The sequence below is a fragment of the Acidovorax sacchari genome, assembly GCF_042847045.1.
GTDB classification, from domain to species: domain Bacteria; phylum Pseudomonadota; class Gammaproteobacteria; order Burkholderiales; family Burkholderiaceae_C; genus Paracidovorax; species Paracidovorax sacchari.
On record NZ_AP035783.1, the window covers coordinates 578,108 to 602,226 of the forward strand.

General features: G+C 70.6%; 29 protein-coding genes. 8 read left to right on the forward strand and 21 right to left on the reverse strand.

Annotated features, from left to right (window positions below; genetic code table 11):
• Positions 1 to 24: 24 nt before the first annotated feature.
• From ACGHC0_RS02675 to sctU, 8 genes are read right to left on the reverse strand one after another with little or no spacing between them, the layout of a single operon-like run.
• Positions 25 to 480, reverse strand: a complete 456-nt coding sequence (locus tag ACGHC0_RS02675; protein ID WP_368353887.1) for a molecular chaperone Tir — start codon at positions 478 to 480, stop codon at positions 25 to 27.
• Entirely contained in the window at positions 477 to 1,451 is a 975-nt protein-coding gene (locus ACGHC0_RS02680; protein WP_415267363.1) for a hypothetical protein, read from the reverse strand. Before ACGHC0_RS02680 ends, ACGHC0_RS02675 begins: the two co-directional genes overlap by 4 nt.
• The gene (gene sctS / locus ACGHC0_RS02685) at positions 1,448 to 1,711 is read right to left on the reverse strand and encodes a type III secretion system export apparatus subunit SctS (RefSeq protein ID WP_013593005.1); all 264 of its coding nucleotides are present in this window, start codon (positions 1,709 to 1,711) and stop codon (positions 1,448 to 1,450) included. Before sctS ends, ACGHC0_RS02680 begins: the two co-directional genes overlap by 4 nt.
• Before the next feature lie 20 nt (positions 1,712 to 1,731).
• On the reverse strand, positions 1,732 to 2,394 hold the full coding sequence (sctR, locus tag ACGHC0_RS02690; protein ID WP_053842740.1) for a type III secretion system export apparatus subunit SctR: 663 nt from the start codon (positions 2,392 to 2,394) through the stop codon (positions 1,732 to 1,734).
• Entirely contained in the window at positions 2,391 to 3,512 is a 1,122-nt protein-coding gene (gene sctQ / locus ACGHC0_RS02695; protein ID WP_415267364.1) for a type III secretion system cytoplasmic ring protein SctQ, read from the reverse strand. The genes sctR and sctQ overlap by 4 nt, the downstream gene beginning before the upstream one ends.
• On the reverse strand, positions 3,509 to 4,318 hold the full coding sequence (locus ACGHC0_RS02700) for a type III secretion HpaP family protein (protein WP_415267365.1): 810 nt from the start codon (positions 4,316 to 4,318) through the stop codon (positions 3,509 to 3,511). Before ACGHC0_RS02700 ends, sctQ begins: the two co-directional genes overlap by 4 nt.
• An 8-nt stretch (positions 4,319 to 4,326) precedes the next feature.
• Positions 4,327 to 6,390, reverse strand: a complete 2,064-nt coding sequence (sctV, locus tag ACGHC0_RS02705; protein WP_415267366.1) for a type III secretion system export apparatus subunit SctV — start codon at positions 6,388 to 6,390, stop codon at positions 4,327 to 4,329.
• 45 nt (positions 6,391 to 6,435) lie between these two features.
• Entirely contained in the window at positions 6,436 to 7,494 is a 1,059-nt protein-coding gene (sctU, locus tag ACGHC0_RS02710) for a type III secretion system export apparatus subunit SctU (protein ID WP_011793636.1), read from the reverse strand.
• Between the two features lie 240 nt (positions 7,495 to 7,734).
• Here sctU and ACGHC0_RS02715 point away from each other — a divergent pair, with 240 nt between their 5' ends.
• From ACGHC0_RS02715 to ACGHC0_RS02730, 4 genes are all read left to right on the forward strand, one after another.
• On the forward strand, positions 7,735 to 8,277 hold the full coding sequence (locus ACGHC0_RS02715) for a type III secretion protein (protein ID WP_368353892.1): 543 nt from the start codon (positions 7,735 to 7,737) through the stop codon (positions 8,275 to 8,277).
• 4 nt (positions 8,278 to 8,281) lie between these two features.
• Entirely contained in the window at positions 8,282 to 9,196 is a 915-nt protein-coding gene (sctT, locus tag ACGHC0_RS02720; RefSeq protein WP_368353893.1) for a type III secretion system export apparatus subunit SctT, read from the forward strand.
• Between the two features lie 506 nt (positions 9,197 to 9,702).
• The gene (locus tag ACGHC0_RS02725; protein WP_415267367.1) at positions 9,703 to 11,268 is read left to right on the forward strand and encodes a hypothetical protein; all 1,566 of its coding nucleotides are present in this window, start codon (positions 9,703 to 9,705) and stop codon (positions 11,266 to 11,268) included.
• Between the two features lie 228 nt (positions 11,269 to 11,496).
• On the forward strand, positions 11,497 to 12,522 hold the full coding sequence (locus tag ACGHC0_RS02730; protein ID WP_415267368.1) for a hypothetical protein: 1,026 nt from the start codon (positions 11,497 to 11,499) through the stop codon (positions 12,520 to 12,522).
• 126 nt (positions 12,523 to 12,648) lie between these two features.
• Here the strand turns inward: ACGHC0_RS02730 and ACGHC0_RS02735 are convergent, their stop codons facing one another.
• Positions 12,649 to 14,034 carry a ribonuclease inhibitor gene (locus ACGHC0_RS02735; RefSeq protein WP_415267369.1) on the reverse strand — a complete coding sequence of 462 codons (1,386 nt, stop codon included), beginning with the start codon at positions 14,032 to 14,034 and terminating at the stop codon, positions 12,649 to 12,651.
• 303 nt (positions 14,035 to 14,337) lie between these two features.
• Here ACGHC0_RS02735 and ACGHC0_RS02740 point away from each other — a divergent pair, with 303 nt between their 5' ends.
• The 4 genes from ACGHC0_RS02740 to ACGHC0_RS02755 are packed head-to-tail and all read left to right on the forward strand — an operon-like array spanning position 14,338 to position 17,573.
• Positions 14,338 to 14,826 (forward strand): CesT family type III secretion system chaperone, encoded by a 489-nt coding sequence (locus tag ACGHC0_RS02740; RefSeq protein WP_368353897.1) that lies wholly within the window; start codon positions 14,338 to 14,340, stop codon positions 14,824 to 14,826.
• Positions 14,823 to 15,326: a hypothetical protein gene (locus ACGHC0_RS02745; RefSeq protein WP_415267370.1), complete on the forward strand. Its 504-nt coding sequence runs from the start codon at positions 14,823 to 14,825 to the stop codon at positions 15,324 to 15,326. Before ACGHC0_RS02740 ends, ACGHC0_RS02745 begins: the two co-directional genes overlap by 4 nt.
• A 4-nt stretch (positions 15,327 to 15,330) precedes the next feature.
• On the forward strand, positions 15,331 to 17,046 hold the full coding sequence (locus ACGHC0_RS02750) for a hypothetical protein (protein WP_415267371.1): 1,716 nt from the start codon (positions 15,331 to 15,333) through the stop codon (positions 17,044 to 17,046).
• Positions 17,047 to 17,066: 20 nt separating this feature from the next.
• Positions 17,067 to 17,573: a hypothetical protein gene (locus ACGHC0_RS02755; protein WP_368353900.1), complete on the forward strand. Its 507-nt coding sequence runs from the start codon at positions 17,067 to 17,069 to the stop codon at positions 17,571 to 17,573.
• A 62-nt stretch (positions 17,574 to 17,635) separates the two neighbouring features.
• Here ACGHC0_RS02755 and sctN read toward each other — a convergent pair whose 3' ends face one another.
• The 12 genes from sctN to ACGHC0_RS02815 form a co-directional block, all read right to left on the reverse strand.
• Positions 17,636 to 18,964, reverse strand: a complete 1,329-nt coding sequence (sctN, locus tag ACGHC0_RS02760; RefSeq protein WP_415268380.1) for a type III secretion system ATPase SctN — start codon at positions 18,962 to 18,964, stop codon at positions 17,636 to 17,638.
• Positions 18,957 to 19,796 carry a FliH/SctL family protein gene (locus tag ACGHC0_RS02765; protein WP_368353901.1) on the reverse strand — a complete coding sequence of 280 codons (840 nt, stop codon included), beginning with the start codon at positions 19,794 to 19,796 and terminating at the stop codon, positions 18,957 to 18,959. Before ACGHC0_RS02765 ends, sctN begins: the two co-directional genes overlap by 8 nt.
• Positions 19,790 to 20,425, reverse strand: a complete 636-nt coding sequence (locus tag ACGHC0_RS02770) for a type III secretion protein HrpB4 (RefSeq protein WP_415267372.1) — start codon at positions 20,423 to 20,425, stop codon at positions 19,790 to 19,792. Before ACGHC0_RS02770 ends, ACGHC0_RS02765 begins: the two co-directional genes overlap by 7 nt.
• A complete protein-coding gene (gene sctJ / locus ACGHC0_RS02775; protein WP_415267373.1) occupies positions 20,422 to 21,279 on the reverse strand; it encodes a type III secretion system inner membrane ring lipoprotein SctJ in 858 nt (285 codons plus the stop codon). The genes ACGHC0_RS02770 and sctJ overlap by 4 nt, the downstream gene beginning before the upstream one ends.
• Before the next feature lie 12 nt (positions 21,280 to 21,291).
• Positions 21,292 to 21,672, reverse strand: coding sequence for a type III secretion protein (locus ACGHC0_RS02780; protein ID WP_368353904.1), 381 nt, complete (start codon positions 21,670 to 21,672; stop codon positions 21,292 to 21,294).
• Positions 21,673 to 21,713: 41 nt separating this feature from the next.
• Positions 21,714 to 22,232 (reverse strand): HrpB1 family type III secretion system apparatus protein, encoded by a 519-nt coding sequence (locus ACGHC0_RS02785; protein WP_368353905.1) that lies wholly within the window; start codon positions 22,230 to 22,232, stop codon positions 21,714 to 21,716.
• Positions 22,229 to 22,408 carry a hypothetical protein gene (locus ACGHC0_RS02790; protein ID WP_415267374.1) on the reverse strand — a complete coding sequence of 60 codons (180 nt, stop codon included), beginning with the start codon at positions 22,406 to 22,408 and terminating at the stop codon, positions 22,229 to 22,231. The genes ACGHC0_RS02785 and ACGHC0_RS02790 overlap by 4 nt, the downstream gene beginning before the upstream one ends.
• 50 nt (positions 22,409 to 22,458) lie before the next feature.
• On the reverse strand, positions 22,459 to 22,665 hold the full coding sequence (locus ACGHC0_RS02795; protein WP_048857558.1) for a hypothetical protein: 207 nt from the start codon (positions 22,663 to 22,665) through the stop codon (positions 22,459 to 22,461).
• A 101-nt stretch (positions 22,666 to 22,766) separates the two neighbouring features.
• Entirely contained in the window at positions 22,767 to 22,973 is a 207-nt protein-coding gene (locus tag ACGHC0_RS02800; RefSeq protein WP_048857558.1) for a hypothetical protein, read from the reverse strand.
• 80 nt (positions 22,974 to 23,053) lie between these two features.
• A complete protein-coding gene (locus tag ACGHC0_RS02805) occupies positions 23,054 to 23,260 on the reverse strand; it encodes a hypothetical protein (RefSeq protein ID WP_048857558.1) in 207 nt (68 codons plus the stop codon).
• Positions 23,261 to 23,379: 119 nt separating this feature from the next.
• Entirely contained in the window at positions 23,380 to 23,829 is a 450-nt protein-coding gene (locus tag ACGHC0_RS02810; protein WP_368353907.1) for a hypothetical protein, read from the reverse strand.
• Between the two features lie 13 nt (positions 23,830 to 23,842).
• Positions 23,843 to 24,106: a hypothetical protein gene (locus ACGHC0_RS02815; RefSeq protein ID WP_017438943.1), complete on the reverse strand. Its 264-nt coding sequence runs from the start codon at positions 24,104 to 24,106 to the stop codon at positions 23,843 to 23,845.
• Between the last annotated feature and the right edge of the window lie 13 nt (positions 24,107 to 24,119).

Sequence of the window (24,119 nt, forward strand, 5' to 3'; positions counted from 1 at the left end):
TGCCCGCCCCGCCAGGGGCAGGGCTCAGACCTTGATCCACAGGTATTCGCCGGAGCAGATCCCCAGGAAGGCCTCGTCGGTGGAGGTCAGGATGTTGTCGCTCCAGTAGCGGCCATGCTCGGCATAGTGCGTGAGCGTTTCGGCCAGCCAGGTGCCGGTGATGTCGGGCGTCATCGGAACGCGCACGATGAGGATGATGCCGCCGGTGTCCGGGTTGATCCCGGCCTGCGCCTGGTCCTGAGCATAGACCGTGAGATTGGCCTCCAGCAGGAGGCGATAGACGGCCAGCGTGCGGCCGGCCGTGACGATGCCGAAATGGAAGTTCAGGTACATCGCGCCCACGTCGTTCTCGTAGTGCGCGATCTGGACCTCGAAGCCTTCGACTTCCACCCAGCCGCGGTTCAGCACGGCCTGGGCATCGGGCAGGTCGATGACACCGCAGAGATCGGTGACGAGTTGCTCGTACTGCTGGAAGCTCATGGTCGTTCGGGCATGCGCGGCAGAAGCCATGCGGGACCGCCGGCCAGCCGTTCCGTCGTCAGGAGCAGTTGCGACGTGGTCCGGGGCCGGCTGTAGTTCAGCAGCTGCAGGGGCAGGAGCGCGAAGCGGTCGGACGGTTTGCTCGAGACGTCCATGCCGGCACGCAGCAGCGCCTCGCGCACTTCGGCGACCGTGGTGAGCGGTTTGCCGCCGTTCTGGCGGCGCAGGTGCTCGGCGATCCGGGCCAGGAGCATGGCCTGCACCGGGTGCCCGGCGCCATGCGATGCCCAGACGATCGAGCCGAGCGCGGCCACCAGCGTGTCGGCCTGCACCACGGGGTCGTCGCTGGCCATGCCCTTCTCAAGGTTATCGAGCATGGCCTGCATGCGCAGCTTCGCCGCACTGCCGCCCGCCTGCGCCTGGCCGCCATGGCCGCGGCCATCGCCGCCCTGGTGGTGGCCTCCGGACTGCCCGCCGGCGCCGGATTCGCCATCGCGCGTGTCCTGCTGCGCCGTGTTGCTGCCGGGCTGCAGGAAGATGTCCTGGGAGTACTGCTCCTGCTCTTCCAGGTCGCGACGGTGCTCGGCGCGGCCTTCCCGGCCGCGCTCCTGCACCTCCCGGCTGCTTTCCTCTTCCTGGCCCTTGTGCTCGCTGCGCGCGGATTCGCCGGTTTCCTTCGCCTGTTCGAAGTCGGCCAGGAAGTCCAGCGGCGTGCGCTCTTCGGTGGGCGCGTGCTCGCTGCCCTGGCCCGGCAGGTGGCTGTGCCGGGGTGGCGGCGGTGGCGGCGGACGTCCCAGCGTCTTGAAGACGTAGTCGCCGTAGCGGCCCTGCAGCACGGCGCGCTGGCGGTCCTGCACGGCTTCTTCATGCAGTTGCTCGCGCAGGTTTTCCCGCTTGATCAGCTGCTGTTGCTGAAGCTGGCGCGTGCGCAGCTGCTTCAGCCGGAATACCGAGAACAGGTTCTGCATCATGGCGTGAACACTGCCGTGAGAAGCCGCTGTGAAAACTGCAGCACGGTGCTGCCCACCCAGGGCGCGCTCACGGCGACGGTGACCGTCACGCAGATGAGCTTGATGCCCTGCGAGATCGACTGGTCCTGCAGCGAGGTGACGGCCTGCACCAGCGCCACGAGCAGGCCGACGATCGCCGCGACGGCCACGGCCGGCAGCGACAGCAGCAGGCACAGCATGAGGGCCTCGGAGGTGAGCTGGACGATGTTGTCGTGGTTCATGGCGTGCGTGGTCCGTGGACTCAGCGGTAGGTCATGACCAGCCCGTGCATCACCTGGGACCATCCGTCGAGCACGACGAAGAGCAGCAGCTTGAAGGGGATGGCGACGTTGGTGGGGGAGACCTGGGACAGGCCCATGGCCAGCAGGACGTTGGCGATGACCAGTTCGACGATGATGAAGGCCAGGTAGAGCAGGAAGCCGATGCGGAAGGCGGCGGTGAGTTCGGTGAGCAGGAAGGCCGGCGCCAGCACGACGAGGTCATCGGCCTGCAGGGACCGGGCGCGGTCCTCGGGCCAGAGCGCCTGGGCCGATTTGAGGAAGAACGCTTTCTCGGCGGCGTCGGCATGCTTGTCCAGGAACTTGCGGAACGGCTCGCGTGCGGCCGAGGCGGCGGCGAGCATCTGCTGGGTGTTGGAGCTCTGCGCGGAAGGCGGCAGCATCTGCATGCGGTCCGAGGCCTCCATGGCGACCGGGGCCATGACGTACACGGAGATGATGATGGCGATGCCGTTGAGCACCATGTTGGGAGGCACCTGCTGCACGCCGAGCGCGTTGCGCAGCAGGCCCAGGACCACCACCACCTTGGTGTAGGACGTGACGATCATGGCGGCGAACGGCAGCACCGCCAGCAGCATCAGCGCCAGCGCCAGCGAGATGGGATCGAGTCCCGAGAGCGGCGTCATGGTGCGTCCGTTGCCGTGGGCGATGCCGCTGCGCCGGCCGCCGCCATGTGCGCGATGCGCACGCCCAGGCTTTCGCCGATCACGACCAGGCGGCCCGTGCCCACGACCTGGCCGTGGCAGACCAGGCGGACGGTGGCGTCGCGGGCGGGGACGGCGAGCGGAACGACCGAGCCGGCATCCAGCGCCGCGAGTTCGTCCAGGCGGATGTGCGCGGTGTCGATCTCGACGGCGACGGGAACGCGGATGCCGCCGATTTCGGCCAGGGGAAGCGGTGTGGCCTGGGGGGCGGCTTCGCTGCCGGCATCTTCCGTGACTTCCGCGGCGGCGCGGGCGGGGGCCGCCTCTCCGCTGCCGTCGTCCAGGTCCGCGAAGGCATCGGCTTGTGGCGCGGCATGGAGCGCGAGTTCGGAGTCGTCCAGATCGAGTTCTGCGGGTATGTGCATGGTGGTTCCCAGTCCGAAGGAAAGGTGGCAGAGGCGCCGCCGGCCCGCGGCGAGCGCGCCGCACAGGACGACGTCGCCTGCCGCCAGGGTGGCGAGGTCCGCGGGCGCGAGCCTGCGGGTGGCGAGGCGGACGGTGCCCGGCAGGCGCAGCGCCGCCAGGGGGGTGCCGTCGGCCTGCGCGGAATGCGCGAGGCTGGCCTGCAGCCGGGCAGCCACGGTGCCGTCGATGGCGTGCAGGCCGATGCGCAGGCCGCCGTATATCCATTCCAGCGGCGCCTGGACGGCCGGGCGCACGGCCACGCCGGACAGGGCGACGCCGGGCAGCACCGGGGCCGCGGCCGCGAGGGGGCCTGCGAGCAGGGTTTCCGCCACTTCGCGCGCCAGCGCGGCATCGGCGAGGCGGACCGCCATCCCGAGCGCCGGCCAGGCCGACACGGGCACGGAGACCTGCAGGTGTCCGTGCATGCAGGAGAAATCCAGCATTGCTGCTTCGTGCCGGTTGCCGGGCGTGGCCGCTGCCACGCGCCCTTGCGGCTGTCCGCAGAGGCCGGCCGCCCAGCGGGCGAAGCGGCGGTCGAAGGCGATGCGCGCCAGATGCGCCTCGCCGGCGGGCACGGTCGGCAGGCAGTCGGCCAGTTCGGCGGTGGTGGCGGATGAGGACGCGAGGACGTTCACGTTGGAGATTCCAGATCGATGTCGATGCCGCGCTGTCCGGGGCCCAATGCCTCGAGCTGCGCACGCAGTGGATCGCGATGGAGGGAGATTAGCCGTGCCGATTCGGAGGACCGGGTGCGGAACCGAAGGCTCATCGCGTAAGGCGAAAGGGTGAGGGCGACTTCGCTTTCCGGGAGCACGGCGGGGTCCATCGGCACCGTGACGGACCAGGACTGGAAGGCCGGATCCGCCTGGGCGCACAGCCACGCGATGCGCTGCACGGTGTCCTGCAGCCAGGCGGGCGCATCGGCCGCGGCGGGGCGTGCCGGTGCGGCGGGGCCCGGCTGGTCCGCTCCGGAGTCCTGCCTTGGGTGCCGTGACGTGTCGCCGTCCTGGCGCGCCTGGGGAGGCGCCTGCGGGGGCGGCGAAGCGGGAGGCGGAGGCGGCGCAGGCGGGGTGCCAGAGGGCGCGACAGGGGGGGTGTCCGGCGCGGAGTCCGGCAGGAAGTCCGCGGTGTCGGTGGATGGCGCGGCGCTGTCCTGCGCAGCGGCCTGGCTGTCCGGCGAGCCGTCTTCCGCCGCCCGCTGGCTGGACCGGGCCGGCCTCTCCGCCTCGGCCGGGCACGCAGGCGCACGCCCTCCGGACATCAGCAGGAAGCCGCCGGATTCCGGCAGGTCGTCCGCCGCGTCGCCCAGCAGGTGGCGCTGGAACCGGTGGGCGGCGCCGGCCGCATGCGGCAGCGCGGATGGCCCACGCCACGCGGCCTCCGCAGCCGGGCTGCGGCTGCCGGACGGGCCCGGGCGGAGTTGCGGGAGGTCTCGGCCCATGGCGCAGGCTATGCGACGCGGCCGATCGGCCGCAGCTCGATCAGGCTGCCCAGTTCCTGGAAGGAGTACACGCGCAGCCAGTCGATGCGGCCTTCGATCATCTTCTTGACGTAGCGGCGGATGTCCATCGACGTGACCAGGGCCACGCCGGTGGCGGGCGACGAGCGGGCGACGGCCGCGATGCGGTCGGTGATGTCGCGCGCGTCGTCGGGCGACATGGCGAGGTAGTTGCCGGCGGGCGTGGGCTTGATGCACCCCCGGATCGCCTGTTCGATTTCCGGCGCGAGCAGGATGGCCGAGATGTGCCGCTGGCCGCCGCCGGCCTCGTGCGCGAGGTACCGTCCCAGGTCGGAGCGCACATACTCTGTGAGCAGCAGCAGGTCCTTTTCCTTGGGGGCCCAGGTGATGAGGCTTTCGAAGATGCTGCGGATGTTGCGGATGGGCACCTGTTCTTCCAGGAGGCGGCGCAGCACCTCGGCCATGCGCTGCAGCGGCATGACCTTCTGCACTTCGGCCACCAGCCCCGGATATTCCGGCGTGGCCCGCTCGATGATCCACTGCACTTCCTGCACGCCCATGAACAGGTGGGCGTGGCGCTGGAGCATCTCCACCACTTCGCGGGCGATCACCTGTTCGATCTCCAGGCACGCACCGGCGCGCTGGGCGGGCGGGATGGCCGCCTGGGGCACCCAGAGCGATTCCTCCATGCCCAGCAGCGGGCCGTGCCGCTGGGCCTGCGCAGCCAGGGGGGATTGCGGATCCAGCAGCAGGAGCATGTCGCCGGGCAATTGGGGCTGGGCCACGGGCACGTCGTTGATGAGGATGTCGAAGCGCAGGTCCTCGAGACCGTCCCAGACCCACATCGCGGCGCCGGGGAAGGGCAGCCCCAGCCGCGTCTGCAGCCCTTCGCGCTCCTTGTTCAGGGCCTGGTCGAGCCGCTCGGCATTGAGCAGGCGGGCGAGGGGATCGGACAGGCGGATCGACAGCGGCTTGGCGAACTCGGGCGCGCGGTGCTGGATGGCCGTGCCCTCGCCCTTGCCGCCTTCGCGCAGCAGGGATGCAATGGGCTTGGAGTGGGTCTTGGCGCTGCCCGGGGTGGCCGACTTGCGGCTGCGCGACAGCCACTGGCCGCCGCCCACGAGGCCCGCCGCCAGCAGGCAGAACGGAACGGCGGGAAAGCCCGGAATGGCCGCGAAGCCCAGGGTGAGGGCGCCCGCGAGGTACATGGAGCGGGTATTGCGCGTGAGCTGCTCCGTCATGTCCTCGCCCAGGGATGTGGGCTTCTTGCGGTGCTCGTCGGCCACGCGGGTGGTCAGGATACCGGCGGCCATACAGATGAAGAGCGCGGGAATCTGCGAGACCATGGCATCGCCGATGGACAGCACGGCGAAGCGGTTGGCCGCCTCCCCGGCGGTCATGCTGTGGTACATGATGCCCACGACGATGCCCGCGAGGATGTTGACCAGCGTGATGATGAGACCCGCGATGGCGTCGCCCTTCACGAACTTCATCGCGCCGTCCATCCCGCCGTGCAGCATGCTTTCCATGCTGAGCCGCGCGCGTTTGGCCTTGGCCTCGTCGGCGGTGAGCAGGCCGGCGCGCAGGTCGGCGTCGATGCTCATCTGCTTGCCGGGCAGCGCATCGAGCGTGAAGCGTGCGCCGACTTCGGCGACGCGCTCCGAGCCCTTGGCGATGACGATGAACTGCACGATGGTGATCACCAGGAACACCACGATGCCCACCACGAGGTTGCCGCCCACCACGAGCTGGCCGAAGCTCTCGATCAGGTGGCCCGCGTCGGCGTGCAGCAGGATGGCCTTGGTCGAGGCGATGTTCAGCGACAGCCGGAACAGCGTGGTGAACAGCAGCAGCGAGGGGAAGGTGGAGAGGGAGACCGCGTCCGGTATGAACAGGGTGGTCATGAGCAGCAGCACGCTGATGCTGAGGTTGATCGCGAGCAGAGAGTCGATCAGCAGCGTGGGCAGCGGCAGGATCATCAGCGCGATCACGCCGACGAGAAAGCCGGCCATCGTCAGGTCATTGACCAGGGTGGAGTCGAATCGTTTGGCCATGGAGTGATCCTTGGGGGGGCGGGGCACGGAATGGAAAGCAGGGCGTCAGCGCGGGCTGCCGCCGCCGAGCCGGTCGAGTTCCGCCACCCAGCGCAGCACGACGGAGACGGCTTCGAACAGTTCCTCGGGAATGGGCTGGTCCAGCGGCAGCTTGTGCAGGGCACGCGCCAGCGGCGGATTGGCGATGAGCGGGATGTGGTGCAGTGCGGCCAGCCCGCGGATGACGGCCGCCTGTTCGTCCATGCCCTTGGCCACGACGATGGGCAGCGGGGTCGCACCGGCTTCGTAGCGCAGCGCCACGGCGTAGTGGGTGGGGTTGGTGACGACCACCGTGGCGCCCGGGACCCGTTCCTGCGGTGGCGATGTCGCCATTTCCTCGCGCAGCGACTTGAGGTGGCCCTTGAGGTGCGGATCGCCTTCGCTGTCCTTGTTCTCGCGCTTCACGTCGTCCTTGCTCATGCGCTGGTCCCGCATGAAGAGCCAGTGCTGCAGGCCGAAGTCGAGGGGGCCGATGACCAGGAAGACGAGGAATGCGAACGAAAAGAGTTTCAGCAGCGCGCTCCAGGCGATCTGTCCGCTGGCCTCGGGCGTGAGATAGACGGAGCCCACGAGCAGGGGCACCAGCCCGGTCACGATGTGCCACAGCACGGCGCCGAAGACGACGGCCTTGAGGACGGACTTGGCGAATTCGACGAGCGACCGCGCGTTGAACATCTTCTTGAGTCCTTCGGCGGGGTTCAGGCTGTCGAACTTGGGCGTGAGGGGCTCGAAGGTGATCATGAAGCCGACCTGCGGCAGCAGTGCCAGCACGGCCACCAGCACCGAGACGATGACCATGCCGAAGGCCACCGCCATGCCGTCGAGCGCCATGGAGGACAGCAGCGCCAGCAGCTCCTGCGTGCTGTGCACGCGCACGCCCTGCTCCAGCGCCGTGGTGACGATGCGGCGCACGCGGTCGTAGAGCATGGGCCCCGCGCCTGTGAGCACGAGCAGGGCCGCGCCCAGGACAGCACCGGCCACCAGATCCTGGCTCTTGGTGGTCTGGCCCTTCTTGCGGGCGTCCTTGAGTTTCTTGGCTGTGGGCTCTTCGGTTTTTTCCGACATGGTGGGCCATCGATCCGGCGCGGAATGCGCGGCATGCGCCAATCTAGGACCCGGGCGGCTGCGGGGCCCCGTGCCGGGCGAAGCGGTGCTGCCCAGCGCGAAGCGGCGGCCGGGCGCGTGCGTGTGCGCCGCGGGGGTTCGCATTCCGGTGGACGGCTTCGGGGCGGCCAGCGCCTGGCGGGCCGGGATGCCCCAGGCTGCTGGCCAGCAGGCCGGGGTGGATCGGCCGATGGAGAACTCGTGAGCACGATCAAAGGCCTGCGCACGCTGGTGCGCCTGAAGGCACGCCGCACGGAGCAGGCCGAAGCGGCCCTGCAGGAAAGCATCCAGGCGCTGAAGGGCGAAGAGGAGGCGCTTGCGCAGGCGCAGGCCGAGGAGTCGCATGCGCGCGATGCGGAGCGTGCGCGCCGCGAGCGGCTGGCCTCGGCCACGTCGGCGGGCAGCTGCTTCCTGGCCAACGATGCGATCACCCTGCAGATGCTGGTGTCCGAAGCGCAGGGCCAGAGCGCGGAGGCCGAGCGCCATACGGCGCAGGCCCTGGGGCGCTTGGATGCGGCCCGCGAGCAGGTGCGGCTGCGCGACGCGGCCGTGCGCCGCGCGCAGCGGCAGCTGGAGGCCACGCGCGAGCGCCTGGAGCAGGCCCTCGCGGCCGCCGAGCGCGCGCAGGAAGACGCGCAGGACGAGGAGGCCGAGGAAACCGCGGTGGCCCGCATGCTGGCCACCGCGCGGCAGGGGCGGCGCACCGGCGCACGATCCGGGGCATCGAGGGCGGTGGAGGCCTGACGCGATGGAAGAGTATTTGCAGAACGGATATGCGCTGGTCCGGCTGGGCGGGGACCTGCATGGGCTGCTGGGATTGCTGGCGCTCTGCTGCGCGCGCTTCTACGCGGCCATGCTGGTGCTGCCGGCGACCAACGACCAGCTGCTGCTCGGGCGCGTGCGCAACGGGACGGTGCTGCTGCTGGGGGCGTTCGTGGCGTGGGGCCAGCCCTCGGGGCTGCTCGAGTCCACCAGCCCGCTGGTCTTCATCGCCCTGGTGGTGAAGGAGGCGCTGATCGGCATGCTGATCGGATTCGCCGTCTCCGTGGTGTTCTGGGCGGCCGAAGGCGTCGGCATGCTGATCGACAACCAGGCGGGATACAACAACATCCAGCAGACCAACCCGCTCAGCGGCCAGCAGAGCACGCCGGTGGGCAACCTGCTCATGCAGCTGGCGATCGTGGGCTTCTACATGCTGGGCGGCATGATGGTGTTCGTGGGGCTGCTGTTCGACAGCTACGACTGGTGGCCGCTCACGGGGATGATGCCCAGCTGGCCGGTGCTGGCGGAACGGTTCTTTCCCGACGAGGTCGCCGGCTACGCCCAGACCGTGCTCAAGATCGCGGGGCCGGTGCTCATGACGCTCATGCTGATCGACCTGGGCATGGGGCTTCTCAGCAAGGCGGCCGAGAAGCTCGAGCCGGGCAGCCTGGCGCAGCCCATCAAGGGCGCGGCCACCATGCTCCTGCTGGTGCTGCTGGTGGGGGTCTTCTTCCACCAGGTGCGTGAGCAACTCACCCTGCGGCCCGTGGCGCAGCGGCTGGAGCGCATCTTCGCTCCGCGTGACCCGGCGGATTCCGGCCCTCCAGGCGGGGCTTCGCCATCGGTGCCCGCGCCGGCCGCTGCTCCTGTCCCCGCCGCGAGCGCCGCTGCAGGCCGATAGCAGCGCTCCGTCGTCCGGTCTCCATTTCGTGCGCCGGCACGCCCTGCGGGGCGCCCGGCGTCTGGTGCCCTGGGCCCCTTGCGCACGCTCCGTTCGCTCCGGACATCCACCTCGGCCATGTCCGTTGCCGCAGACGGTTCGCATCCGCTGCGCCGTCTTCGCGTGGCGCTCCCGGACTGCGGGGGCCGGCTCTTAACGTGCCAGTGCGATCTCCTGATGCCTGCCGTGCGGGTTTCTGCTTCCGTGCACGCAGCGCGCCGTCGCTCCTTCCTGGTTCGGAGTGTCGGCGCGCTGCGTGCCCGCGGTGGAAAGTGCGCAGCCGGAGCGGGAGGTCGGGACGTGTTGCCCGGCATGCCTGCCGCCGGCCGCCTTCGGGGTGGCCGGCCGTGCATGCCGGCCATCGCTCGGCGGCGGCCCGGGAAGCGATTGCTTTTCCAGGACCGCGGCAACGGCGTCCGCCGCGAGGCGGCCGCTGCTTTTTTGATCCACTTCACAGGAGTTCATCCATGGCCATTTCTCTCCAGACGCAGATGCAAACCTCCTCGCTGGGCCTTTCCAGCGATTCTTCCGCGGCATCGGGCAGCAGCAGCGGGGACAATCCCCTGCAGCAAATCATGATGCTGATCATCGAGCAGGTGCTCAAGGCGCTGCAGGACAAGCTCGGCAACAAGGACGGCGGCAAGGCGGCCGGCGGTGCCGATTCCGCGTCCGGTCCCGGCGGTGCCGGCGGCAACCAGGGAGGTTCGGGCCCGGAAGGCGCGCTGCAGCGCTTTGCCGAACTGTTCAAGGGCCTGAGCGAAGCGCTGGACAAGTCGCTCAATGACCAGAAGGCCAACGATTTCGCGCAGAAGCTGGCCAACGCGCTGGGCACGAACGCCAAGACGCTGGACAAGCTCGATGACGGCAAGGAAAACGGCAGCTTCAACGACTTCGCCAAGGACTTCATGAAGAACCTGGACTCGCTCGCCCAGGGCGGCGGTGCGGGTGGCGGTGCCAGCGGCGCGGGCAATGCCGGCGGCGCGGATGGCGCGGGCGGTGCCGGTGGAGCCAGCGGGGCCGAAGGCGCTGGTGGCGCCGGCGGGGCCGATGGCGCAGACGGCTCCGAGGGCAGCATCGGCGATCTGGTCAAGCAATTGATCGAGCGCTTGCTCAAGGGTGATTCCAAGGGTGCGGACAACGTGTCGGGCAAGGATGGCGCCGGCGACAAGGGCGGTGCGGACGGCAAGGGCGACGCTTCGCTCGACAAGCTGATGGAAGTGCTCAAGCAATTCATCCAGCTGCTGGAAATGGCCCTGAAGGGCAACGGCGGCCAGGGTGGCGGCAGCGGCGGCGGTGCCGGCGCTCCCCAGGGCGCTGGTGGTGCCGGCGGTGCGCAGGGCGGTGCGGGTGGCGCCCAGGGTGGTGCCGGCGGCGCGCAAGGTGCCGGTGGCGGCGCTCCCGCCGGCGGCTCGCCGGAGGCAGGCGGCGCGCAGGGTGCAGGCGGCCCGGGTGGTGGTGCCCAGGGCGCCGACGGTGCCGGCAGCCCCGAGGACCAGATCAAGCAACTGCTCGACGATTTCGCGAAGGGCAACACCAGCGGCGTGGACAACATGCTCAAGGGCGAGAAAGGCCAGGAGCAGCTCAAGCAGATTCTCGAGATGCTGATGAAGCTGATCGAGGCGCTGACCGGCAAGAAGGCCGGCGACGACGGCGCCGGCCAGGCAGGCGGCCAGGGTGGTGGCAGCGGCGGTGGATCGCCGGCCGCAGGTGGCGCACAGGGCGGCCAGGCACCGCAGGGTGGCCAGGCTGCGCCGGCTCCGGCCGCCGCTCCGGCTCCTGCTCCCGCCCCGACCCCGGCACCCCAGCCGTCCGGCACCGCCGCACCCCGGCCCACCTCGACCGAGTCGGACACCCGCGACGGCACGCAGCATGACTCCGATCCTGCGGCCAAGACCCGGCCCCCGGTGCCCGAGCCGGTCAAGGCGCAGCCGCCCGAAGCCACGCAGGCCCAGGCTCCTGCCCCGGCTCCCGCCCCCGCCCCGGCTCCTGCGCCGGCTGCCGCTCCCCAGGAGCAGCATGCAGCGTCCCGCTGACCTGCAGGACGGCGGACTGCCTCCGGGCGGTCCGTCGCCGCGGGCGACGCCCCGGACCGGCCGCGGCATGGCGGTCTGAACGCTTCCCGCGCCGGTCTTCTTTCCACATTCCTCCGGAATGTCTGCCTGCAGGCTGCCGAGGGAGGGCGCGCAGCTGCCATGCCCGCAGCGAGGTCCTGCCCCGCAGGAATCCATTCCTCTTCCATCCATTCACAGGAATCCACATCCATGTCCGTCTCTCTTCAGACATATTCCCAATCCACGTCGCTGCGGATCACCGAGACGCCGGCGGCCACGCCGGCCGGCGGTGCGGAGCCGGCGATCGACCAGCTCGTGCTGCAGGTGCTGGAGCAGGTACTCAAAGCCCTGCAGGGCGCCGCCCAGGGTGGCAACGGCGTCGGCGGCCATTGCGGCGCCGGCGGCACCGGCGGCACGCGCTCCGCTGACGGGCAGCGCAACGGCCCGGAAGGGGTGCTGCAGCGTTTCGCCGAATTGCTCAAGCACCTGGGCCAAGCGCTGGAGAAATCGCTGGCGGCCGTGCGGGCGAACGCGTTCGCGAACAAGCTGGCACGCGCCCTGGGCTCCGATGCCCGCACCCTCGACCGGCTGGACGACGGCGCGGAAAACGGGAGCTTCCAGTCCTTCGCGAAGGACTTCCTCAAGAACCTGGATGCGCTCTCGGGCAACGGCGCGGCCAGTGGCTCCGGCAGCGTGGGCAGCGGCCATGGGGATGACGACGATGATCTGAGCGATCTCGTGCGCCAGCTGATCCTGGCGATGCTGCTCGGCAATCCCCAGGCGCTCGCCAAGCTGCTGGGCAACCGCGGCGCCGGCTCCGATGTCCTCCTGAAGGTGCTGGAGCAGTTCGTGCAGCTGCTGGGCCTGGGCCTGCAGGCTGCGGGTGGTGGCGCTGCGGGCGGCAGCCATGCCGCCGGCGGCGGTGGCGCCGAGGCCATGGCGGAGCTCGTCAAGCAACTGCTGGGCGCTTTCATGCAGGGCGATACCGGCGGCGTGGACAAGCTGCTGCAGGGCCAGGGCGGCAGGAATTCGCTCCAGCAGATCCTGGCGCTGCTGACGCAGCTGATCACGATGCTGTCCGGCGGCAGGCCCGCCGGCGGCGGTGCGGCAGGCCAGGGCGGTGGTACCTGCTCCGGCCATGCCTCGTTCAACAGCGGCAAGGAGGTGGCCAGGGTGCCTTCGGATGCCGCGCAGGACGGCGCACAGAACTGCGGAACCCAGAGCCATACTGGCTGACGGCGGCTGACGGCGCGCGGCACAGGCCGCCCGCCGGTGGACGCGGGCGGGGCCCTGGCCATGCGCGCGAGCGGCATGCCAGGGCCTTTTCCTCGTCCAGGGCGGGGCGCCGGGCGCCCCCGGCGGTCAGCCGGCCACGCGGCCCGCCCAGCGCGGTGCCGAGCCGCGGCGCCGCAGCCAGGGGGCGCAGGGGCTGTGGAGCGTCTGGTCGGTGACGCGGTTGTCCCACAGGTCCAGGCTGGCCAGGCTGGCGCTGCCGGCGAGCGCGTGGGCGCCCGCATTGCCGACCTGGTTGCGTGCCAGTCCGAGCCGACGCAGCCGCGGGTTGGCGGCGAATGCGCGGGCCCCGGCCGATCCCACGGCATGGCCTTCCAGGTCGATTTCTTCCAGCGATGGGCTGGCTGCGAGTGCAAGCGCGCCGCGTTCCCCGATGCGCACGCCCTCCGCCGAGCTGTTGTTGAGCACCAGCGATGCCAGCTGCGGACAGCGCGAGAGCGCCGAGGCGCCGGTATCGCCGATCTGGCAGTCGCCCGCATCGAGGAAGCGCAACGAATCCGAAGCCGCCAGGGCGCCAGCGCCGGTATCGCCCAGCGGGTTGTGGGCGATGACCAGGGCGGTGAGCGCGGGCAGGCCGGCCAGGGTGGCGGCCCCTTCTGCGCCGATGCCGTTGCGTGCGAGGTCGAGCTGCTGCCACCGGGGGGCTGTGGCCAGGGCGCGGACGCCGGCATCGCCCAGGCGGTTGCGGTGCAGGTCCAGGGCGCGCAGCGCGGCACCGCGCGCCAGGGCCGCGGCTCCTGCCGCCCCGATCTGGTTGGCCTGGGCCGACAGCGTATGCAGGCCGGGCAGTGCCGCCAGGGCCTGTGCGCCATCGTCGCCCAGCGCATTGTGGCTCACCGATAGGGTCCGCAGGCCCGGCATGCGCGCGATCACGGCGGCGCCTTCGGCCCCCAGGCGGTTGCCGTCCAGGTCCAGTTCCGCCAGGCTGCGCAGGCCCAGCAGCGCGGGCATGGCTTCAGGGCCCAGTCCGTTGCCGCGGGCCTGCAGGCGCGAAAGCCGCGGCAGGGACGACACGGCCGCGAGCCCTTCCGGCGTGAGGTCGCAATGGTCCAGCCGCAGCGTGGCGAGCGAGCCCGCGGCCGCGAGCACACGCGCTCCCTCTGCATCCAGCGGCACGTGGGCCAGCTCCAGGGTCGCCAGGCGGCCGTGGCGTACCAGCGCGTGCAGGGCTTCAGGCCGCAGGGCCATGCGCCGCAGGGCCAGGGTGGCCAGCGGCAGGTCGAGCAGGCAAGACAGGCCGCGTGCCGTCAGCCCGGTGCAGTCGGACAGTTCCAGGGACTGGAGGGTGGCGGGCAGCAGGCGCAGGTCGTCGTCGCAGAAGTCGCCGCGCAGGGTGAGTCCGCGCAGGCCCCGCATGTCCTCGCGGCACAGCGAGAGCAGGCCTCGGACGTCGCGGACGGTGTGTTCCTCGGGGCCGGCATCCGGGCCGGCAGGCGCATGGGAGAAGGCGTTCATGGTGTGTCGTCGTGCGAAGGCGGATTCGAAGGCGCCCAGGGTAGGCGGGGCGGTGGCGCGCAGGTCCCCCCGGACACGAAGAGAACGCCGGCCTGGCGAGGGAGGGCGTCGATCCGGCGAAGGGCGGCAGGGGCTTCGCGGTGCCGCATGCAGCTTCGCCCGCCAGGCGCGGGCATTCCTGCGCCTTCCTAGGATGGATCCAAGCAGTCGATCCGCCTGGCGGCTTGGTCTGCGGCGGCGCGGGCGTCGCGCTGATCCGACGGTCACCCGGACATGGCGGACCTTTTAGCAATCTGGAGGAGTATGGCAACCAAAACAACCGAATCCGCGCAGGCGCATGTGCCGCCGCGGATACCCCTGTCCCCTGCGCGCCGCGCCTGCCTGGCGGCCGCCCTGCAGCACATGGGGGCGGACGATGCTTCCGTGCGCGCCTTCGCCGAGCAGGGCATGGTGATGGTCAACGAGGTCCTGCTGGCGATCGCATCGCTGCAGGAGCGCGATGACGGCCGCTGGTTGGCCTCCGCGCTGTTGCCTCGCCCAGAGGGCGTCTCGAGCGCCCGCTGGAGCGAGGCCCTGCTGGTGGCGAACGGGCAGGCGATCCTGCTGGCCCCGTGGGCTTTCAGCCTGGACGACAGCGGCGACGCGGTGCTGCTGATGTCCCTGGAGCCCGACATGGCCGACGCGCGCACGCTGGCTGCGTATTTCGACGGCATGCTGTCGCTGTGCGAGGCTGTGTCCACCGGTGCCCAGGCGCTGGCGCAGGCTGCCCGGACGGGCAAGGAGGCCGCATGAACGCGCCGCTCGACCTGTCGAAACAGTCGCCTGCTCCGGTGCAGGAATTCGAGGCCTCGCCGGCACTGCAGGCCCTGGTATGCGATGCCGCGCTGGTGCTGGGCGCCGGCGCCGGGCAGGCGCAGGAGGCTGCGCGCACCGGCCGCTTCGAACTGGAGCGGCACACCGTGGCCGTGACGCCCGATGCCAGCGAGGAAACGCTGCTGCTGTCGGTGGACCTCGGCCCCGCCTACCTGGCCGACCCCGATCGCGCACAGGCCGCGCTTCTCGCCAATATGCACCTGTTCGTCAAGGCCGGCGTCGTGTTCGCCCGGGGCCCCGCCGGCCCCGTGCTCGTTGGCCGCTGGCCTTCGACCGATGCGCAGGCACTTGCCAACGGCGTGCGCCAGATGGGCGCCATCGCCCAGGGCTTCCGGGCCCCCAGCCCTTCCGGGGCTTCCTCTTCCCCTTCCTCTTCCCTTTCCCGGCCGGCGCGAGGCGCTGGCGAACGCCAGGAGTGACGCCATGACGCCCCTTTCCTCGACCCCCAGGTCTTCCATCACCCCCGCTGCCGGAGACCCGGGCTCCAGTTCGCAGGCCGGTGTCTCCACCTCGCAGGCCCCTGCGGCCCGCGGCAGCCAGCGCTTCGGCAACGAAGGGGGGCCACCGGTGCGCAACGCCGGCGGGCGCGCCCGGGCGGACGCGCCGCCCCCTCCGCGTATCGCGAATCCGTTGTTGGAGATGTCTTCCCTGCAGGACAGCGTGCCCCTGCGGGACCGCTCCGATCTCGGATCCAGCCATCCTTCCTTCCGGACGGAGGTAACGCATTACTCCGACGCCTTGCAGGACGAGTTGCCCCACATCGACTTCAGCCCTTCCGGCTCGCTGGCGCACCCTGCAGCGGACGGCTCCGACGCCGCCCGTGAATCCTTCCGTACCGCCATGGGCGAACGGCAGTCGTCCCCGCCCGCCGGCAACGAAGACGGCGCGGCCGTGCCGGCACAGCAAAGCTGGCGGCAGATGGCGACCGCGGCGCTGCGCCACCGGGCTATAGCCGCCAGACAGGTCGTGCAGAGCGGCGGTGCGGCCCTGGGGCGCACGGCGATGGCCCCGGTCTCCCTGGCCCGCAGCGGGGCCTCCGCGGCGTGGAGCATGGGCAGCCAGGCCTTCCGCATTCCCAAGGTGGCCATCGGCCATCTGACGCACCAGGGCATCGCCGTGGGCGTGACCACCGCGGTGCGCGAGGTGGCCGCGGAAGCGCTGATCGCCGGTTTGCGCCAGGCGCCGGCCGGTGCGCTGCTGGGCATCGAAATCGGCATGGGCGTGGTCAACATGTCGCTGCAGGCGCTGCGCCAGGTGCGTGAGAAGCGCAATCCCGACGAGGCAGCGCGCGGCTTCCATGCGCTGAGCCCCGAGCAGTGGGCGAACAAGACCCCGGAGGAAAAGACCCAGTTGCGCAAGGAGCAGCAGCAGCATTCGGACCGCGTCGCTTCGCTGCAGATGGCCTCGGTCATGGTGAACGTGGGCTTCGCGGCGTACGGCACGGCCCATGGCGACAACTCCTTCGCGGCATCGAGCATCGCGAGCGAGGCCAAGGTGATCGCCTATTCGCTGATGCGGGACGGCATCCAGTCCAAGTTCTCCATGATCAAGATAGACAAGCCGACCCACGGGGTGAGCGGCAGCCACCTGACCGGCGCAGCGCTGTTCTATGGAGGAGCCAACCTGGCGGCCGCCTATGCCTGGAGTGCGTTGCCGCCCCTGGGTCTGCCGGCCGGCGTGACGACGGCGAATGTGCGTGACGTGCTGCGCGGCGTGCCGGTGGAGGGCGTTTCCCTGCAGGGCGCCGTCGGTGCCACGGCCAAGATGATCGGCGTGAAGGCCGCCATCAACACCGTGCTGGAGGCCTCGGACTGGTTCTCCGTGACCGAACAGGAGGCGCGGCAGGCGGGCGCGAAGCAGCAGTTGGCCCCCCGCACCCTGCCCGACGACTACGGTCGCCTGAAAGACCATGTCGCCGCACGCGTCGCGATCATCGACAGCTCCAACTCGGTCGGAGACCTGGTGGGCTTCCTCACCAAGGACATGCCCCCGGCAACCAGCGCCTTGCTCACCAATGGAGCGCTGGGTGTCTGGGCTGGCGTCAACTACAAGAGCATTGGCTCCACCTGGCAGGCCGACGGTGCCGTGCGTGCCGCGGAAGACCGCCGCCCCGCGCCCCAGGGCGCGGAGAACGTCTGATCCTCGCGCCAGGCCGTCCCATGCCCGCCCCGACGGAAGCTCCCACGCCCCGTGCCCGCGGTGCGTGGAGCCGGCGGCTCCGCACCACCGCGGTGCCGGCCGCCGGCGCGCGGCTGCCGCTGCGGGGCGCGCGGGCACTGGCGGCGGTGTCCGCGCCCGTGCGCGCCTCCATGGCGGCTGCATCCCCGCACGATCCCGGTGACGGCGCGCCGGCTTCCCCTGCCCGCCAGCTGTTGGAGCGCTTCCAGTTCTGCGAGCTGGATGCCATGCCCCCTGGCCGCCTGCGCCAGGTGGTGGAGTTTCTCGGCGGCCGGGGCCGGGCACTGAGGACGGCGCCGTTGCGCGCCAACTGGAAGGCGCTGCGCCTGGCACTGGAGGAGTCCGCGCTGCGTGCACTGCTTCTCGAACGTACCGACGAGGTGGTCGCGTTCCTGCTGCGGCCTGATGCGGCCGGCGATGGCGGGCTGGGTGCACAGGCCCCCAGCTTGGAGGCGGGCGTGCATGCGCCGTCCGCCTTCTTCGCCTGAACCGCTTCCCCGGGTTGATTTCCCCGCCCGTGCGCGGCGTGCGCGGCCGGGCGGTGGGCCTGTCAGCCCGAGATGTCCGAGAGCGTATCGACAGAACGCCCGAAGTCCCAGAGGTCGGACGTGGACTGGTTGAGGAAGGCACGGATCTCCTCGTGCTTTTCCATGGCCTCGTCGGCCAGCGGGTCGTTGCCGGGCTTGTATTCGCCCATCTGCACCAGCGGCTCGATCTCCTCGTACTTGGCCATGAGCTGGCGGAAGCGCCCGCCGGCCTGCTGGTGCTCCCGCGGCACGATCTGCGACATCACGCGCGAGAGGCTGCCCAGCACGTCGATGGCCGGGTACTGGTTGCGCGCCGCGATCTTGCGCGAGAGGATCATGTGCCCGTCGAGGATGCCTCGCACTTCCTCCGAGATCGGGTCGTTGCCGCTTTCATCCTCGTAGAGCACGGTATAGAGCGCGGTGATGGAGCCGCGCGTGCCCATGCCGGCGCGCTCCAGCAGCCGCGGGATCTCGGCGAACACCGAGGGCGGAAAGCCCCGGCGCGCCGGCGGTTCGCCCGCAGCCAGCCCGATCTCCCGCTGGGCCCGCGCGAAGCGGGTGAGCGAATCCATCATCAGCAGCACCTTCAGGCCCTGGTCGCGGTAGTACTCCGCCACGGCCGTGGCCACGTGCGCCGCCTTGGCTCGCTCGCTGGAGGAGCGGTCGGAGGTGGCGCAGACCACCACCGAGCGCGCCATCCCTTCCTCGCCGAGGATGAACTCGACGAACTCGCGCACTTCGCGGCCCCGCTCGCCGATGAGCGCGATCACGCTGACGTCGCACTGCGTGCCGCGCGCGAGCATGCCCATCAGCGTACTCTTGCCCACGCCGGCCGGCGCGAAGATGCCCATGCGCTGCCCCTCGCCCAGGGTGATGAGGCCGTCGATGGCCTTCACCCCCGTGGGCAGGGGGTGCTCGATCATCTCGCGCTCCATGGGGGTGGGCGGCAGTGCGAACACGGGCCGCGTCTCGCTGCAGTCCAGCGGGCCCTTGCCGTCGATGGGCTGGCCCAGGCTGTCGATCACGCGGCCCAGCAGCCGGGGGCCGACGGGCACCGAGAGCACCTCGCCCAGGCCCACCACGGGCGATCCGCCGCGCACGCCGAGGATGGAGCCGAAGGGCGAGAGAATGCTCTGCCCGTTGGCGAAGCCCACCACCTCGGCCGCCTGCAGCAGCCCGCCGCGTTCGTCCAGCACATGGCACAGCTCGCCCAGCTTGGCATCCAGGCCGTTCACGCGCATGAGCGTGCCGATCACCTCCGCCACCTTGCCGCTGCGGCGCACCAGCGGGGCGGCGGCGATCTCTCGCTCCATCCAGCGGGCGATCCGCGCGGTTCCGTTCACGTCATGCATCGCCATCCTCCCGGTCCAGGCGGCTTTCGTCCTGGCCATCGTCCTGGTATTCGTCGTTGTCGTCCTGGTGGCCGCCGTCCTCGCCCAGCCGGCTCGCATAGGCCACGGTGACCGGCTCCTCGGCGGCCACGCGGACGGCGCGCTCCAGCGCGCCGCGCAGGCCGGCCAGCTGCACCTGCAGGCTGGTGTCCAGGCGGCCGATATCGGCATCGAAAATGCTGCTGCCGGGCGGGAGGCCGGCATCGGCTTCCACCTGGACGCGCGGGGCGTCGGGGTCGCTGCCGATGGCCGAGAGCGCGGCGCGTGCCGCGTCCGCATCGTCCGGATGGACGCGCAGGCGTGCGGTACGGGCGTCGCCCAGGGTATCGCGCAAGGTCAGGATCGACCGCTGCAGCAGCGCCTGCCTCGGCTCCGCCAGCACCATGCGTTCCACCGCCATCGCGACGACGGCCGCCAGGCGCCTTTCCATGCCCGCCATGGCGGCACCGTGCGATGCCTGCAGCGCGGCGAATTCCGCATGCCAGCGGCGGGCGGCGTCCTCGGATGCATCGGCCACGGCCTGCTCCGCGAGGAGCCGCGCATCGGCGCGGGCCTGATCAACCAGCGCTGCGGCATCCGCCGCGGCCTGGTCGCGCATCGCCTGCGCCTGCGTGGCCGCGGCCTCCAGCAGGTCGGCCGCCTCGTGCCTTGCCTGTGCGAGGAGGTGGTCGCCTTCGGTGCGTGCGCCTTCCAGCAGGGCCACGGCCGTGGTGGCGGTTTCGAATTCAGCGGCCCGAAGAATGCCGGCCGGCGAATGCAGGCCGGCGCCTCGGGGGGAAGACCAGATCAGCATGCGCGGCCCTCCGGGAACAGGGTTTCGAGCGCCTGCAGGCGCTCCCGCGCCGCGGCCGATGCGCGGGGCACCAGGTGGGGGCGGGGGGCGCCGGAGCGCGATGCCGGCAGGGCCAGCCGCACCATGCGCCGCAGCGCGCGGTCCGGCCAGGCGCCGGCGCGCACCAGTTCGCGGTAGCCCACCCAGGACCATGCGAGCGGTGGCCAGCCGGCCACTTCGGGGGACACGGCAGCGCCGCCGTCGCGCGCGCGCAGCGGAGCGAAGGCGGGACCCAGAGCCTCCTGCAGCGCCGTGCGCGCGCTGCGCTGCACGCAGCAGCGCAGCACGCCGGGCCGGCCCAGCAGCGCCAGCGCGCACAGGCGCGCCAGCAGCGATGTCCGGTCCAGCAGCGCGAGGCGTGCGCCGCCGTCCTCCAGCCGCTCCAGCGATGGCAGGGGGCCGCAGCGGCGGACGAACCAGTCCTTGGAAAGGGCGCCCTGCACCTGAGGGGGCAGCGCATCGCTGCGTGCCGCGGCGGCGGCCCCGGCGTCCGTGGGCCGCAGCCAGCTGGGATCGACGTGGTCGGGCAGCGCATCGATGCGGGCCTGCAGTTCGCAGGCCAGCCGGGCGAGGTCGCGGGCGCGGCTCATCCCGCAAGTCCCTTGGCCATGGCAGGGGCCGACGGCAGGGGCGCCGCCGCGGATGGGGCGGATGCGTCCGCTGCGAGTTCGCCGGTGGCGGCTTCCGGCTTGCGGCGCAGGCCGGCGGGCAGCCAGGCCGGCCGCTTCCAGGCGATCCATCCTGCTGCGCCGCCCAGCACCAGCAGCAGGGCGGCGGCCAGCGCGGCCCAGAGGCCGGCGCGCGAGGCCTCCTTCTCCGGCGCGGGGCCGATGGGCATGCCCGGCACGAGCGTGACCGTGACGTTCTCGTACGTCAGGCCTTCGACGCTGCGCGCCACCATGTTCTTGATGCCCGCCGTCAGCCCCGCGATGTTCGCGCTCTCGCGGTACTTGATGAACACCGCGGCGCTCGCGGGCTTGACGGTGGAGGCGAGCGGGTCGTTGTTGGGCAGCACGATCTGCACCCGCGCGGTGACCACGCCGTCGATCTGCGACAGCGTGGCCTCCAGCTGCTGGGCGACGCCATAGATGAAGCGCACCCGCTCCTCCGTCGGGGTGGAGATCAGGCCTTCCTTCTTGAACATCTCGCCCAGGGTGGCATGGCGCTCGCGCGGCAGTCCGTAGGAGCGAAGCACGGCGAGCGAGCGCACCACGTCGCTCTTTTCCACCTGCACGTTCCAGGTCTTGCCGGCGTCGGAGGTCGCCTTGCCTGCGTCGATGCCGCTTTCGAGCAGCGCTGCCACCATGTCGTTGGCGTCTGCCTCGGTCTGCCTGGTGTAGAGGTCGTCCTTGCAGCCGACCAGTGCCAGCAGCAGGACGAGGGGAGCGAGCCACCGGCGCAGCGGCGGGAAGCCCGGGGCCGGACAAGGCGTGTCATGCGTCATGGTGGCCTCCGCTCACTGGTTGCGCATCAGCGTCTGCAGGCCGCTCTTGCCGCTCTGGGCCAGATAGACCATGGCATGGAACTGGAACTGCATGCCGGACACCCGGTACATCAGCTCGATCTGGCGGGACGTCATGTCGATGTCGTTCATGGAGTTGTCCTTCTGCGCGTGGGCCAGCGCGTGCATGTCCTGCAGCGCCTTGCGCATGGATTCATCCTGGTGCATGAGCGCGTTGCCCAGGGTGGAGTCGGGGGCCATCTCGGCCAGGGGGGCCTGGGGCTTGCCTTCCATCAGGCGTGCGAACTTCTCCGCCAGCGCGCTCAGGTTGCTGGGCTGGGCGGCGCCGGATTCGATGGCCGGCGCGGGGGATACGGGCAGCTGGAGGGCGTTCATGGCGTTGTCCTGTAGGGAGAAGGGGGCACCGCGCGCGGGGCTCAGGCGCGCAGCTGGAATACGAAGGGGTTGGTGAGCGGATCCACGGGCGCGAACTTGCGCGGGCGGAATGCGGCCTGCGGATCCGGCGTCTCACCGGACTCCTGTGGGGCGGTGTCCTGGCCGGCAGTGTGGCCATCGGCATCGCCGGTCTGTGCGAACAATTGCTGCACCAGGTACAGGGCGGTGGGGTCCGTGCAGCCTGCCAGCACCTCGTCGGCATTGGCGCGCCAGGCGGGGTCTTTCATGAAGCGCTGGCAGCGCGCCATCAGCGCCTTGGCCATGCCCCAGTGGGTGGGGCTGCCTTCCACGTTGCGCATGAGGCGGATGCACTCATCCACCTGGCCGCGCTGGATGCAGATCCAGCCTTCGAGCAGGTCCAGTTCGACCATGCGCGGGCGCAGGATGCGCGCGCCCTGGAGGATCTCGGCGGCGTCGTCGGTGAGTTCGAATTCGACGGCTTTCGTCGCCAGATTGATCAGGCCGGCGACCACTTCTCGTCGAGAGATTTTGGGGGTCATGGAGCGGTCTCCCTGGAGGGTTTTTGGGGTGCGTCCGACGGGTCGAGTGGCGGCCCGGCGGTGGCCGGCGATTCGCGCAGCGCGGGCTGCGCGGCCGCTTCGGTGCCGGAATGCACCAGAACCGCGTAGGCCGCGCAGGAGAGCGTGGCCACGGCCAGGAACACGGCATACGGCATATGCGTCGTTCCTGGATCGGCGGCTCGGACTGCGCGGGGCACCGCGTGCATCAGTTGGGTGCGAGGCCGGACAGGCCCTTGCCCATGGCGCCGATGGTCTTGGCGTTCATTTCCGCCATTTCCTTCTGGAAGTTGAGCAGGGCCTGCTTGGCCATGTTGCGGGTGCTGGCGTCGGTGAGCGCCTCCTGGTTGCGCATGTTTTGTTCCTGCAGTGCGATGGAACGCTGCGTCGATGCGTCTGCGCCGGAAATGGACATGGTGGGACTCCTTGGGGTGAAAAAACGTGAAGGGATGCAATCGGAGACGAGGTGGCGCCGCGCTGCATGCCGCAGGGCGGCTGCGCACGGCGCATGCCGCGTCAGTTGGGGGCGAGACCGGAGAGGCCTTTTCCCATGGCGCCGATGGTCTTGGCGTTCATTTCCGCCATTTCCTTCTGGAAGTTGAGCAGGGCCTGCTTGGCCATGTTGCGGGTGCTGGCGTCGGTGAGCGCCTCCTGGTTGCGCATGTTTTGTTCCTGCAGTGCGATGGAACGCTGCGTCGATGCGTCTGCGCCGGAAATGGACATGGTGGGACTCCTTGAGAAAAAGAATGACTGGATGAAAAAGGGGACGATGTCGCGCCACGCCCTGCGCGGCGCCGTGGACATCAGTTGGGCGCGAGGCCGGACAGGCCCTTGCCCATGGCGCCGATGGTCTTGGCGTTCATTTCCGCCATTTCCTTCTGGAAGTTGAGCAGGGCCTGCTTGGCCATGTTGCGGGTGCTGGCGTCGGTGAGCGCCTCCTGGTTCCGCATGTTTTGCTCTTGCAGAGCGATGGAACGCTGCGTCGATGCGTCTGCGCCGGAAATGGACATGGAAAACTCCTCGAGAGAATGTTGCGGTACGAACCGCGGTTAGCGGAGACCGCACCCTGCGGTCTCCATTCGGGAGGCGCACCGGCAACGCCGACGCGCCGTGTCTTGTGGCCTGCCCGTCAGTGGATGACGGGCTTCTGGGTGGCCCGGCCCAGGAAATGCAGAACCCCTTGCGCGGCCTGCCGCACCGGCTGGTCCACGCTGGTCGCCAGCACGTTGTCGATCCAGTGGCGCCAGGCGGGGTCGCCGTTGAAGAGCAGCGTGAGCGCCAGGGCGACCTTGCTCACGCCGTCTTCCGGGTGGGTCTCCACGTGGTGCAGCAACTGGTCGCGCTCCTTGCCCCGCTGTCCGGCCATGGCCAGCACGATGTTGCGGTAGAGCAGGTAGGTGCTCGAGTCCTCCAGGGTGGCCTCGACGGCCCGGCTGATCGTGTCCGCGTCGTCGCCGACGCGGTACACGGTGCCCAGCAGGGCGACGCTCATCAGGTTGCGGTAGATCACCGGGTAGGGCGCGGCCGGCGCTTCGGCGGCGGCGTACGGGGCGGCGGTGGGGCGGGGTGCGTGGATCATGGTCGTGCCTCCCTCACACCGCCAGCGTCGTGCCGTGCAGCGTTTCCCAGATCTTGCGGATCACGCGCTGCGAGGCCTGGAATGCATCGACCAGCTGGCCGATCAACTGGCGCTCGGCGTCGATCTGCGCCTGGATCCGCATCGCACTGCTTTCGCGGGCGACTTCGTCGAAGTAGCGGATCATGGCGCGTGCGCGGTCTCCGCTGAGGTCTTCGCTCAGGGCCTGCTCTAGGTTCTCCAGATCGCTGAAAATGGTGGATTCGATGGATGCGGTCATGGTCTGAAAAGGT

Excerpts from the sequence above, each read along its gene's own strand:
- ACGHC0_RS02675 (WP_368353887.1), bottom strand. The coding sequence starts at position 480 with ATGAGCTTCCAGCAGTACGAGCAACTCGTCACCGATCTCTGCGGTGTC.
- ACGHC0_RS02680 (WP_415267363.1), bottom strand. The coding sequence starts at position 1,451 with ATGATGCAGAACCTGTTCTCGGTATTCCGGCTGAAGCAGCTGCGCACG.
- sctS (WP_013593005.1), bottom strand. The coding sequence starts at position 1,711 with ATGAACCACGACAACATCGTCCAGCTCACCTCCGAGGCCCTCATGCTG.
- sctR (WP_053842740.1), bottom strand. The coding sequence starts at position 2,394 with ATGACGCCGCTCTCGGGACTCGATCCCATCTCGCTGGCGCTGGCGCTG.
- ACGHC0_RS02700 (WP_415267365.1), bottom strand. The coding sequence starts at position 4,318 with ATGGGCCGAGACCTCCCGCAACTCCGCCCGGGCCCGTCCGGCAGCCGC.
- sctV (WP_415267366.1), bottom strand. The coding sequence starts at position 6,390 with ATGGCCAAACGATTCGACTCCACCCTGGTCAATGACCTGACGATGGCC.
- sctU (WP_011793636.1), bottom strand. The coding sequence starts at position 7,494 with ATGTCGGAAAAAACCGAAGAGCCCACAGCCAAGAAACTCAAGGACGCC.
- sctT (WP_368353893.1), top strand. The coding sequence starts at position 8,282 with ATGGAAGAGTATTTGCAGAACGGATATGCGCTGGTCCGGCTGGGCGGG.
- ACGHC0_RS02725 (WP_415267367.1), top strand. The coding sequence starts at position 9,703 with ATGGCCATTTCTCTCCAGACGCAGATGCAAACCTCCTCGCTGGGCCTT.
- ACGHC0_RS02730 (WP_415267368.1), top strand. The coding sequence starts at position 11,497 with ATGTCCGTCTCTCTTCAGACATATTCCCAATCCACGTCGCTGCGGATC.
- ACGHC0_RS02735 (WP_415267369.1), bottom strand. The coding sequence starts at position 14,034 with ATGAACGCCTTCTCCCATGCGCCTGCCGGCCCGGATGCCGGCCCCGAG.
- ACGHC0_RS02740 (WP_368353897.1), top strand. The coding sequence starts at position 14,338 with ATGGCAACCAAAACAACCGAATCCGCGCAGGCGCATGTGCCGCCGCGG.
- ACGHC0_RS02745 (WP_415267370.1), top strand. The coding sequence starts at position 14,823 with ATGAACGCGCCGCTCGACCTGTCGAAACAGTCGCCTGCTCCGGTGCAG.
- ACGHC0_RS02750 (WP_415267371.1), top strand. The coding sequence starts at position 15,331 with ATGACGCCCCTTTCCTCGACCCCCAGGTCTTCCATCACCCCCGCTGCC.
- ACGHC0_RS02755 (WP_368353900.1), top strand. The coding sequence starts at position 17,067 with ATGCCCGCCCCGACGGAAGCTCCCACGCCCCGTGCCCGCGGTGCGTGG.
- sctN (WP_415268380.1), bottom strand. The coding sequence starts at position 18,964 with ATGCATGACGTGAACGGAACCGCGCGGATCGCCCGCTGGATGGAGCGA.
- ACGHC0_RS02765 (WP_368353901.1), bottom strand. The coding sequence starts at position 19,796 with ATGCTGATCTGGTCTTCCCCCCGAGGCGCCGGCCTGCATTCGCCGGCC.
- ACGHC0_RS02770 (WP_415267372.1), bottom strand. The coding sequence starts at position 20,425 with ATGAGCCGCGCCCGCGACCTCGCCCGGCTGGCCTGCGAACTGCAGGCC.
- sctJ (WP_415267373.1), bottom strand. The coding sequence starts at position 21,279 with ATGACGCATGACACGCCTTGTCCGGCCCCGGGCTTCCCGCCGCTGCGC.
- ACGHC0_RS02780 (WP_368353904.1), bottom strand. The coding sequence starts at position 21,672 with ATGAACGCCCTCCAGCTGCCCGTATCCCCCGCGCCGGCCATCGAATCC.
- ACGHC0_RS02785 (WP_368353905.1), bottom strand. The coding sequence starts at position 22,232 with ATGACCCCCAAAATCTCTCGACGAGAAGTGGTCGCCGGCCTGATCAAT.
- ACGHC0_RS02790 (WP_415267374.1), bottom strand. The coding sequence starts at position 22,408 with ATGCCGTATGCCGTGTTCCTGGCCGTGGCCACGCTCTCCTGCGCGGCC.
- ACGHC0_RS02795 (WP_048857558.1), bottom strand. The coding sequence starts at position 22,665 with ATGTCCATTTCCGGCGCAGACGCATCGACGCAGCGTTCCATCGCACTG.
- ACGHC0_RS02800 (WP_048857558.1), bottom strand. The coding sequence starts at position 22,973 with ATGTCCATTTCCGGCGCAGACGCATCGACGCAGCGTTCCATCGCACTG.
- ACGHC0_RS02805 (WP_048857558.1), bottom strand. The coding sequence starts at position 23,260 with ATGTCCATTTCCGGCGCAGACGCATCGACGCAGCGTTCCATCGCTCTG.
- ACGHC0_RS02810 (WP_368353907.1), bottom strand. The coding sequence starts at position 23,829 with ATGATCCACGCACCCCGCCCCACCGCCGCCCCGTACGCCGCCGCCGAA.
- ACGHC0_RS02815 (WP_017438943.1), bottom strand. The coding sequence starts at position 24,106 with ATGACCGCATCCATCGAATCCACCATTTTCAGCGATCTGGAGAACCTA.